The 11597-nt window shown below is 58.2% G+C and carries 6 protein-coding genes and 1 pseudogene; 3 read left to right on the plus strand and 4 right to left on the minus strand.

Annotated elements, in window-relative coordinates; genetic code table 11:
- Positions 1-3: 3 nt before the first annotated feature.
- The 3 genes from OM794_RS20500 to OM794_RS20510 form a co-directional block, all read right to left on the minus strand.
- Positions 4-1254 (minus strand): sarcosine oxidase subunit beta family protein, encoded by a 1251-nt coding sequence (locus OM794_RS20500; RefSeq protein ID WP_009286043.1) that lies wholly within the window; start codon positions 1252-1254, stop codon positions 4-6.
- 47 nt (positions 1255-1301) lie between these two features.
- Entirely contained in the window at positions 1302-2615 is a 1314-nt protein-coding gene (glyA, locus tag OM794_RS20505) for a serine hydroxymethyltransferase (protein ID WP_226246616.1), read from the minus strand.
- Positions 2616-3001: 386 nt separating this feature from the next.
- Complete coding sequence (locus OM794_RS20510) at positions 3002-4108, minus strand: hybrid-cluster NAD(P)-dependent oxidoreductase (RefSeq protein ID WP_226246615.1); 1107 nt, start codon at positions 4106-4108, stop codon at positions 3002-3004.
- Between the two features lie 362 nt (positions 4109-4470).
- On the opposite strand from OM794_RS20510, the pseudogene OM794_RS20515 reads away from it, so the two are divergent.
- The 3 genes and pseudogenes from OM794_RS20515 (at position 4471) to OM794_RS20525 (ending at position 8719) form a co-directional block, all read left to right on the plus strand.
- Positions 4471-5756 (plus strand): annotated as a pseudogene (locus tag OM794_RS20515) (aromatic ring-hydroxylating oxygenase subunit alpha).
- A gap of 133 nt (positions 5757-5889) precedes the next feature.
- A complete protein-coding gene (locus OM794_RS20520; RefSeq protein ID WP_226246613.1) occupies positions 5890-6525 on the plus strand; it encodes a TetR/AcrR family transcriptional regulator in 636 nt (211 codons plus the stop codon).
- A gap of 157 nt (positions 6526-6682) precedes the next feature.
- Positions 6683-8719 (plus strand): NADH:flavin oxidoreductase, encoded by a 2037-nt coding sequence (locus tag OM794_RS20525; protein ID WP_226246612.1) that lies wholly within the window; start codon positions 6683-6685, stop codon positions 8717-8719.
- Here the strand turns inward: OM794_RS20525 and fdhF are convergent.
- A complete protein-coding gene (fdhF, locus tag OM794_RS20530; RefSeq protein WP_226246611.1) occupies positions 8716-11595 on the minus strand; it encodes a formate dehydrogenase subunit alpha in 2880 nt (959 codons plus the stop codon). The two genes, OM794_RS20525 and fdhF, sit on opposite strands and share 4 nt — an antisense overlap.
- Between the last annotated feature and the right edge of the window lie 2 nt (positions 11596-11597).

The following is an 11597-nucleotide window of genomic DNA, read 5'->3' on the forward strand; positions in this document are numbered from 1 at the left end:
ACCCTAGTGGGCCACGCCGGCAGCGCCGTGTTCGTCGATCAGCGCACCGCTATGGAAGCGGAACATGGAGAACGGCTCGGCAATGGGGTGCATCTCCCCCTTGGCCAGGCTGGCGGCAAATACATGCCCCGACCCTGGTGTGGCTTTGAAGCCGCCGGTACCCCAGCCGCAGTTGAAGTACAGCCCCTTCACCGGCGTTTTGGAGATAATCGGGCAGGCATCCGGGCAGGTATCAACAATACCGCCCCACTGACGGTTCATGCGCACCCGCGAGAAGATCGGGAACATCTCGACGATCGCCTGGAGCGTGTGCTCCACGGTGGGGTAGCTGCCGCGTTGACCATAGCCGTTGTAGCCGTCGATGCCCGCACCGATCACCAGGTCGCCCTTGTCGGACTGGCTGATGTAGCCATGCACCTGGTTCGACATCACCACCGTATCGAGAATCGGTTTGATCGGTTCAGACACCAAGGCTTGCAGCGGATGGGACTCTAACGGCAGGTTAAAGCCGCCCATCTTGGCCAGCACGGAGGAGTTACCGGCAGTCACACAACCAACGGTTTTGGCTTCAATATCGCCACGGTTGGTGTGTACACCGTAGATCTGGCCATCACGAATCTTGAAGCCGGTGACTTCGGTCTGCTGCAGAATATCCACGCCGTGTGCATCGGCACCGCGGGCGTAGCCCCAGGCCACTGCATCGTGGCGGGCCACGCCAGCACGCGGCTGCCAGGAGGCACCCATGACCGGGTAACGCGCGTTTTTGGAGCAGTCCATAATCGGCACCAGCTCCTGCACCCCTTTGGCGTCTAATACTTCGCCGTCAATGCCATTCAGCCGATTGGCATTCACCCGACGCTGGATATCGCGCATATCCTGCAGGGTATGCCCCAGGTTGAGCACCCCCCGCTGGGAAAACATCACGTTGTAGTTTAGATCCTGGGAAAGCCCTTCCCACAGTTTCATGGCGTGCTCATAGAGAGCGGCCGATTCGTCCCACAGGTAGTTGGAACGCACGATGGTGGTATTACGGGCGGTGTTACCACCGCCCAGCCAGCCTTTTTCGATCACTGCGACATTTTTGACGCCGAACTCTTTGGCCAGGTAGTAAGCCGTGGCCAAGCCATGACCACCACCGCCAACGATGATCACATCGTACTGCTTCTTGGGCGTTGGATTACGCCACTGGCGCTCCCAGTTCTCGTGGTGGCTCAGCGCGTGCTTGACCAGGCCGAAGCCGGAATAGCGTTGCATAGGTGTCTCCTCAGTTCAGCCGCGCCGGGCCCTGCCGGCAAGCCAATTCAAGCAATGGATTCGACGGCTTCAGCGGCGGACTCAGCGTAGACAGGGTGCTGGGCACACACGTCGGTCACTTTGGCCTGCACCTCAGCTTCAATGGAGGTCGTATCTTTGCCTGCCGCCAATTCGTCTAAGATGTCGCAGATCCATCCAGCCAGCTCGCTACACTCCTCGGCATCGAAGCCACGCGTGGTGACCGCGGGGGTGCCAATACGCAGGCCAGACGTCACAAAGGGGCTTTGCGGGTCGTTGGGCACCGTGTTTTTATTCACCGTGATATGTGCGCGGCCAAGGGCTGCATCCGCATCTTTACCGGTAATGCCTTGGCGGATAAGCGAAACCAAAAAGAGGTGGTCGTCGGTGCCGCCGGACACCACGTCGTAGCCGCGCTCCATAAACACTTTGGCCATGGCCTGGGCGTTATCGATCACCTGCTGCTGGTAGCGCACAAACTCCTGGTTCATGGCTTCCTTGAACGCTACCGCCTTAGCGGCAATAACATGCATCAGTGGGCCGCCCTGCTGCCCCGGAAATACCGCCCCATTGAGCTTCTTGTACAGAGCCTCGTCGCCATGGGCGGAGAGAATCAAACCGCCCCGCGGGCCGCGCAGCGTTTTATGGGTGGTGGTGGTGACCACATGAGCGAAGGGAAGCGGGCTTGGATAGAGGCCAGCGGCCACTAATCCAGCGACGTGGGCCATATCGACCATCAACCAAGCGCCTACCTCATCGGCAATAGCGCGAAAACGGCGCCAATCCACCACGCGAGAGTAAGCGGAGAAGCCCGCGATGATCATCTTCGGTTGGTGCTCACGAGCCAATCGCTCGACTTCTTCGTAATCGATCTCGCCGGTTTCCGGCTTGAGGCCGTACTGGACGGCGTTGTAGTGCTTACCCGAGAAATTGGGGGCGGCACCATGGGTTAAGTGGCCACCGTGGGCCAGACTCATCCCTAAGACCGTATCGCCCGGCGATACCAGGGCCATAAACACAGCGGCATTGGCCTGGGCACCGGAGTGCGGCTGCACATTGGCATAATTGGCACTAAAAAGATGGCAGGCTCGTTCAATAGCCAAGGCTTCAACCTTGTCGACGAACTCACAGCCACCGTAATAACGACGATCTGGATAGCCTTCTGCATACTTATTGGTCAGCTGCGTACCTAGCGCTTCCATAACAAGTTTGCTGGTGTAATTTTCGGAGGCGATTAATTCAATATGTGCTTCTTGTCGAACCGTTTCTTCAGCAATTGCTTCAGCAAGCAACGTGTCGTAACTGGCCAAACGTGCATTGGGGGAAAAATTATTGTGAAGCATTAACGCCTCCTCATGAGTCACTTTCTTATTAAGTGCTGACATACCTTTAATGCTGATAAACTCAGGTCGCTTTCAACCAAAGTCCCTATCAACGCGTTGTTACCGCGATACTATCGTTGGTTTCCGAGCCCAAGATGCTTGCCGACGTCACCACTCGATGCATTTGCGACATCGGCAACATTTAGGCTGCTGCTGACGAGAAAGCACCGGAAACGCAGCCGAAAAAGCCCCATCCCAGCTGGGTAAAGCCAATGGTAAATGCTTACTTATTAGCAACCAGTGCTGCCCAAGATGGAGGATTATTGGTTATCACTAAAACCAAAACGCCCTTTACGGCCATAACCATAAAGGGCGTTTTGCGACAGGTATCAAAATGGCTGCCAGCGCTAGAAATCCACCACCAGATCCCCCTTAGGACGGCTGCAGCAAGAGAGGATATAGCCTTCTTCGACATCCTCATCCGTGATACCGCCGTTATGCTCCATTTCCACCTCACCCGATTTGAGCTCTACACGGCAAGTACCGCAAATCCCCATACCACACGCCTTGGGAATATGCAGTCCCAGCTTCGCTGCCGCCGCATGAACCGTCTCACCCGGCTGAATGCGCACACTTTTCCCTGAAGAGGCAAACTCGATGCTAAACAAGTCACTGGTGTCGACATTTTCGGCGTCGACCTCTGCCTGTTCGGCCAGCTCAAGGACATCTTCACGTACCTCAACCGGCGTAGCGCCAAACGACTCCTCATGGTAGTGATCCATGTTGAAGTTGTTGGCACGCAGAATATTTTTGACGGCGTTCATGTAGGGAGTCGGGCCGCAGCAAAAGATTTCCCGCTCCATAAAGTCCGGCACAATAAGTTCGAACAGCGGCTGGGTAAGGTAGCCACGGTAGCCGGCCCAGGCTTCACCAATGTCTTCCTTGCTCTCGCATATGATATGCAGCTTGAACTCAGGAATGCGCGAAAACATATGCACCAGTTCACGGTGATAAATTACATCGCGAGGGGCACGTGCGCTGTGTATAAATTCAACGTCAACAGCGGCGTTGGTATCAAACAGCCAGCGCGTCATGGACATCAATGGGGTAATGCCCACCCCGCCAGAGAGAAACAGCACTTTTTCGGCAGGAAAATCGATAGAGTTAAAGTTACCTACCGGCCCGTGCACCACCAGCTCGTCGCCCACCTTTAAATTGGCATGCAGCCAATTCGATACCTTACCGCCCGGCACTTGTTTAACGGTGATTGAAAAGCTGTAAGGAATGGAGGGAGAGCTGGAAATGGTATAGGAGCGCATGATCGGCTGATTATCAATCTCCAGCTCCAGCGTCACGAACTGACCGGGCTTGAAGAAGAACAGTACAGGCTGCTCGGCCATAAAACAGAACGTGCGCACATCCTGGGTTTCCTGGATGACCTTAACGCAACGTACCTGGTGACGGCCGTTGGTCCAGGTTTGGGTCGTGACCGGATTGAAGAAATTGGTTGTCATTATCGCCTCTGCCTGACCAGCCTTTATCACTATGCATCACCGAACCGTAATCGCTATACGTCCAGTACCGTTGAGATGCATTCTGGGGATGCGCCTGCCAGCCGACTTACCTGACAACGACGCGCACTTACCTCGTGCCACTCTTTATCGTTTAGAAACCTCTTTTTTAGTCGCCACTACGCCACCTAATGTCGCGGGCAGATAACTGGCAGGGAGTAGCCTGCAACACAATCTATCCCTGACGTCAGACCACATTTGAATAAAACGCCAGGTTACGCAACAGAACAACAAGATAAACAATCTTGACTAACGGCCGACTCGCAGCCCTAGAGGGGAAAGCGGTGGTTTACGAGGATACTGGTATGCAAAAGTACGTGTTAAACACAATGGATGACCCGCTCGTCGCGGCCCGTGAGTCAACGGCCAATATGCTGCAAACGAGGGAGCGCACCTTTTCACTTCCGCAGCCGTTTTATAACGATGCCCGACTGTTTGCGATTGATATGCAAGAGGTTTTCGAGAAAGAGTGGCTATTCGCAGGAATGACATGCGAGATCCCCACCAAGGGTAACTTCATGACATTGGATATCGGTGACAACCCCATTGTCATCGTACGCGGTGGTGAAGGTACCATTCATGCCTTTCACAATGTCTGCCGCCACCGCGGTTCGCGACTTTGCGTAAAGGATAAAGGCAAAGTGGCAAAACTTGTTTGCCCCTATCACCAGTGGACTTACGAGCTTGATGGTCGCTTGCTGTTTGCCGGCAGCGATATGGGCACTGATTTCAACCTGGATCAGTTTGGCCTCAAGCCGGTCAGCATTTGCACCGCCGGCGGCTTCATCTTTATCAACTTAAGCGACAACCCGCCTCCCATGGATGACTTTCTGGAAACGCTCGAGCACTATCTTGAGCCCTACCAGATGGACAACGTTAAGGTCGCCACCGAGTCCAGTATCGTCGAGCAAGCCAACTGGAAGCTGGTCATCGAAAATAACCGCGAGTGCTACCACTGCAACGGTGCGCACCTGAGCTGCTGAATTCATTGCAAGAGTTTGATGACACCGAGGATCCGCGGGCAACGCCTGCCTACAAGGAGCTGGTGGCCCGCAAGCAGGCGGATTGGGATCAGGAGCGGGTGCCCTACCAACTGACGCGGCTTGGCCAGCAGAACCGTCTGACCCGCACGCCGCTGTTGGATGGCATTGTCTCCATGACAATGGATGGTAAACCCGGCTGCAAGAAGCTGATGGGTCGCCTGAAAAATCCCGACATGGGTTCTCTGCGCATCCTGCACCTGCCCAATTCATGGAATCACTTCATGGGTGATCACGCGGTGGTGTTCCGCGTACTTCCCCTTGGCCCGCAGCAAACCGTGGTAACCACCAAGTGGCTGGTTCACAAGGACGCGGTAGAAGGCGTTGACTACGACCCCGAACAGCTGCGCCGCGTCTGGGATGCCACCAACGACCAGGATCGCCAACTGGCCGAAGAGAACCAGCGCGGCATCAACTCCAAGGCCTACCAACCCGGCCCTTACTCTGAAACCTATGAGTTCGGTGTTATCGATTTTGTCGACTGGTACGCCAACCGGGTGCTTGAGAACCTAGGATATGAGGCTCCGACGTTGCACTTAGCCCAAGGTTAAAACTTGAAGGATCCAGGCAGCGACGTTTACCGCCACTAGGACTTAGCCAGAGTAGCTGGCAACGTGTACACATAAGAGACACCTGTGTACACTTTGCCACGCTATTCCTGGACTATTCTTAGAGACCTGCTCAATGCCATCCACCGATATTCCCGCTGCCAAGGGTTCTCAAGACGTCTGGCTCGACGCGGCGTTTGAGCTGCTACTCGAATCGGGCGTCGACAGCGTGCGCATTCTTCCCCTGGCCAAGCGACTAAAGCTTTCTCGCACCAGCTTCTACTGGTTCTTCAAGGATCGCGAGGCACTACTGGAGGCACTGATTGCACGCTGGCGTGAAAAGAATACCCAGGGGCTAGTAAATCAGACCGAAGCCTATGCCGAGAATATCGTCGAGGCGATGCTCAATGTCTTCGACTGTTGGCTGGATCCTAAGCTGTTCGACTCCCCGCTAGAGTTCGCCATGCGTAGTTGGGCGCTGCAGTCAGCATCAGTAGTGAGTGAAATCGATACGGCTGATGCCACCCGTATCGAAGCACTGGCGCGGATGTTCCAGCGTTACGGCTATGATCCGCTGGCGGCCAACGTTCGGGGCCGCACCATCTACCTAACCCAGATCGGCTATATCTCGATGAAGACCCAGGAACCACTCGAAGTGCGCATGCAGCGCATCCCCTCCTATGTCGAAATTTTCACCGGCCAGCCGCCTGGTTCCAGGGAATTGCAACGCTTCTATGCCCGCCATGGATATTCTCCAACCGGCACCGGCTAGCCCACGGCAAGCCTAATCGGCTAACGCCACCCACCCCGCCGCCGTCCTTACGGTCGAACATGCTCGCCCCTCAATGTACATTGATGAACATTATATTGACATCAATGAACACTAGCGCCTAGATTTATCAAATACACAACAAAATGGCGTCCTGTCCATGTTTAACGATCCGCTACTGCAGCCCTTTCAGCTAAAGCACCTGACCCTGAAAAACAGGCTTATGGTGACAGCCCATGAGCCCGCTTATCCTGAGGACGGGATGCCCAAGACACTCTACCGTGCCTACCACGTCGAGCGCGCCAAGGCAGGCCTTGGCCTGACCATGACCGCTGGATCCGCGGCGGTGGCCAAGGACAGCCCTCCCGTGTTCAACAACATCCTCGCCTATAAGGATGAAGTGGTGCCGTGGATGCGCGAGCTGACCGACGCCTGCCACGAGCACGGCACCGCAGTGATGATCCAGTTGACCCACCTGGGCCGGCGCACCCGTTGGGACAAGGGCGATTGGCTGCCAGCGGTATCGTCTTCGCATCGTCGCGAGGCGTCCCACCGCGCTTTTCCCAAGCAGGTCGAGGAGTGGGATATCGAGCGCCTGATCCGCGACTACGCCGATGCCGCCGAACGCATGCACGCCGCCGGCCTCGATGGCATCGAGCTGCAGGCCTATGGCCACCTGATGGATCAGTTCTGGTCGCCACTGACCAATACCCTTGAGGGGCCTTATGGAGGGGATCTCGATAATCGGCTGCGTTTCACCTTCGAGGTGCTGCGCGCCATTCGCCAGCGGGTTGGCGAAGCGTTCATCGTCGGCGTGCGCTACACCGGCGACGAGATGCTGCCGGGTGGGCTGACGTTCGGCGACGGGATGGAGATCTCACGGCGCTTGAAGGACAGCGGTCTGGTCGACTTTCTCAACGTGGTTCGTGGCCACATCGACACAGATGCGGGGCTCACCGACGTGATTCCCATCCAGGGCATGCCCAGCGCCCCGCACCTGGATTTCGCCGGTGAAATACGTCGCGAGACCGACTTTCCCACCTTCCATGGCGCCAAGATCCAGGATGTCGCCACTGCCCGTTATGCCATCGCCTCAGGCAAGGTCGACATGATCGGCATGACTCGCGCCCACATGGCCGACCCGCACATCGTGCGCAAGATCATAGAAGGCCGCGAAGAAGATATTCGCCCCTGTGTCGGTGCCAACTACTGTCTGGACCGTATCTATCAGGGTGGCGCCGCCTACTGCATCCACAACGCCGCCACCGGGCGCGAAACCAGCATGCCCCACACTATCCCTAGGGCAGCGCAGCAACGTCGGGTGGTGATCATTGGCGCCGGGCCAGCGGGGCTCGAAGCCGCCCGGGTCGCCGGCGAGCGGGGCCATTCGGTGGTGGTACTGGAAGCTGCCAGCGATGCAGGCGGGCAGGTGCGACTCTCAGCCCTGAGCGAGCGGCGACGCGAGATGCTGGGCATCATCGATTGGCGCTTAGCGCAGTGCGACGCGCTGGGTGTCGAGATCCGCTACAACGTCTGGGCCGAGGTGGAGGACGTGCTCGCCGAGCTGCCGGACGTGGTGATCGTGGCCACCGGCGGCTATCCCATGGAAGATCAGCCTGAGGTCGGGCACGATCTGGTGGTCAACACTTGGGATATCCTCTCAGGGCATGTGCCGCCTGGCAAACGGGTACTGCTGTTCGACGATGCTGGCGACCATGCCGCCCTGCAGGCGGCCGAGATCATTGCCGCCGCGGGGGGCGAATTGGAGATCATGACGCCGGATCGCACCTTCTCCGCAGAGATCATGGCCATGAACCTGGTGCCCTACATGCGTGCCCTACAGCGCCCCAACGTCACCTTCACAACCACTTACCGGCTGAAGTCCGTGCAGCGTAATGGAAGCGAGCTACTGGCCAAGATCACCAGCGACTACATGGATCTGGAGCACGAACGGCGCATCGACCAGGTAGTGGTCAACTACGGCATCACGCCCATGGCCGACATCTATTTCGAGCTCAAACCGCACGCCAGCAATGGCGGCGAGGTGAACTACGATGACCTGATCGTGGGCAACCCTCAGCGCGTCATCAACAATCCGGATGGCCATTTCCAGCTGTTCCGGATCGGCGATGCCGTCGAGTCCCGGAACACCCACGCGGCCATCTACGACGCGCTCAGGTTGGTCAAGGACATTTAATACAGCGTCCTACTTTCCACCTCCATTGCTCCTCCATCGACGGGCTCTTTTCCGGCAGACACAAGGCGACAGGCGGCATACTTGAACTCCGGAATCTTGCCATAAGGATCCAGTGCAGGGTTGGTTAACAAGTTCGCCGCTGCTTCCCCGTAACAGAAGGGCACGAAAACCATCCCCTCCGGCATTCCCGGATCCGTCCTCGCTTTGAGAGTGATGGAACCCCGCCGGGTGGCGATCGTCAGATCATCGCCCGGCGCCATTCCCAATCGAATAAACTCAGCGGGGGCCAGGCTGGCTACGGCTTCCGGCTCCAGGTCATCAAGCACTTTGGCGCGCCGGGTCATCGAACCGGTATGCCAGTGCTCTAACTGACGCCCGGTGGTCAGTACCGTTGGGTAGTCGTTATCGACCGGCTCATCCGGTGGCAGCGGGCGCGTGGGGGCGAACTTCGCCCGACCGCTGGCGGTGGGAAAAGCATCGCTGAAGACCACGTCTTGCCCTGGCGCGTCCTCCGCTGGGCAGGGGTAGGTCACCGACTGCTCGCGCTCCAAACGCTCCCAGGAAATATGGTCGAGAGAGGCCATGCCTTGCTTCATCTCGGCGAAGACGTCCCGCGGATGCTGGTAATCCCAGTCCAGGCCAAAGCGTTTGGCGATTTCCTGGATAATCCACCAGTCCGGCTTGGCCTGACCCGGTAGCGGCAACGCCGCGCGCCCCATCTGCACTTGCCGATTGGTGTTGGTGACGGTGCCATTTTTCTCAGGCCAGGCGGAGGCAGGCAGAATGACATCGGCAAACTGGGCAGTCTCAGTGACAAACAGATCCTGCACCACCAGGTGCTCCAGCTTGGCCAGGGCGGCCCGGGCATGAGCGAGATCCGGGTCGGACATCGCCGGGTTTTCGCCCTGGATATACATGCCGCGGATGGTGCCTGCTGTGATGGCATCCATGATCTCCACCACGGTGAGACCCGGCGTGGGATCCAGTTTGGTATTCCACAGTTCTTCGAACGCCGCACGAACCTGATCATCATTGACCGGCTGGTAGTCGGGCATGACCATGGGTATCAGCCCGGCATCAGAAGCCCCCTGAACGTTGTTCTGCCCCCGCAAAGGGTGCAGGCCGGTGCCGGGGCGACCGGTCTGGCCGCAGGCCAACGCCAGCGAGATCAGACAGCGGGCGTTATCGGTGCCGTGGGTGTGCTGGGAAATGCCCATGCCCCAGAAAATCATCGCCCGCTCAGCGTTGGCATACAGCCTTGCCACGTCGCGGATGGTCTCGGGCTCAACACCGCATAGGTCGCTCATCGCTTCGGGGGTCATATCCACCGTGTGCAATTTAAGGGCCTCAAAGCCCTCGGTATGCTCGGCGATATAGGCCGTGTCATACAGTTCTTCGCTGATGACCACATTGAGGATGGCATTGAACAGCGCCACGTCGGCGCCCGGCGAAAAACGTACGCTCAGGTGGGCATAGGCATCCAGCGACTGGCCACGGGGGTCGAGGATCACGATCTTGGTGCCACGCTTGGCGGCCTGCTTGAAGAAAGTGGCCGCCACCGGGTGATTCACAGCCGGGTTGCAGCCGGTAAGAATCACCACATCGGCCTGGCTTGCCTGCATAAAGGAGGCGGTGACCGAGCCTGAGCCAATACACTCCATGAGTGCCGCCACGGAGCTTGCATGGCACAAGCGGGTGCAGTGATCCACATGGTTGGAGCCGAAGCCGGTACGCACCAGTTTCTGGAATAGCCACGCCTCTTCGTTGGAGCACTTGGCGCTACCGAATCCCGCCAGGGCATCAGGGCCATGGGCCGCTTTAAGGTTCACAAGCCCGCTGGCGGCAACCTCAAGGGCTTCGTCCCAGCTCGCCTCGCGGAAATGCGTCAGCGGCTTGGCGGGATCGAAGTCCGGGTCGAGCCCCTTGGCGACACCCTCGCGACGAATCAGCGGAGTAACAAGCCGGGATGGATGGCGCGGATAGTCATAGCCGAAGCGGCCTTTGACACATAGCCGGTTCTCGTTAGAGGGGCCGTCGCGGCCCTCCACATAAAGGATCTCATCATCCTTGATATGGTAGGTAAGCTGGCAACCCACCCCGCAGTAGGGGCATACCGAATCGACCTTGCGGTCAGCCACCGCAGAATCGCCGCGGCCCGCCTGATCGACCAGGGTAGCGGGCATCAGGGCGCCGGTGGGGCAGGCCTGAACGCACTCGCCACAGGCTACGCAGGTGCTATCCCCCATGGGATCGTCGAAATCAAACACGATTTTGGATGCCGCACCGCGGTGGGCCAGGCCGATCACGTCGTTAACCTGTACTTCGCGACAGGCGCGCACACACAGGTTGCACTCGATGCAGGCGTCAAGATTGACGCGCATGGCGGAGTGGCTGCTGTCTTGTTCCAGGCTTTCCACCCGGGACGCCACATGATGTACGGTAGGCGCCTCGCGCTCTTCGCGCCTGGGCAGTTTACGGCGCACCGCCGTGGCATCAATGGCTAACTGGTCAGCCATGGCCCAAAAGTGGCTTGAGCTGTCGGGGCTCTCTTCCCGCTCAGGCTGGTCGACCAGCAGCATCTCCATGACCATCTTGCGGGCGGTATGCGCCCGTTCGGAGTTGGCGCTCTTGACCACCATGCCAGGGGCTGCCTCACGGAGACAGCTGGCGGCCAGGGTGCGCTCGCCCTCGATTTCCACCATACAGGCGCGGCAGTTGCCGTCGGCGCGGTAACCGCTTGCGTCCTTAAAACAGAGATGGGGAATGGTCTCGCCGGCGCGCTTGGCCACCTGCCAGAGGCTTTCACCGGGGGTTGCACTCACCTCAACGCCATCCAGCGTCAGGGTAAAGCTTGTGCCTGGGTTTTGTTCGCTCATGC

It is taken from the genome of Halomonas sp. BDJS001 (assembly GCF_026104355.1).
Taxonomy (GTDB): Bacteria; Pseudomonadota; Gammaproteobacteria; order Pseudomonadales; family Halomonadaceae; genus Vreelandella.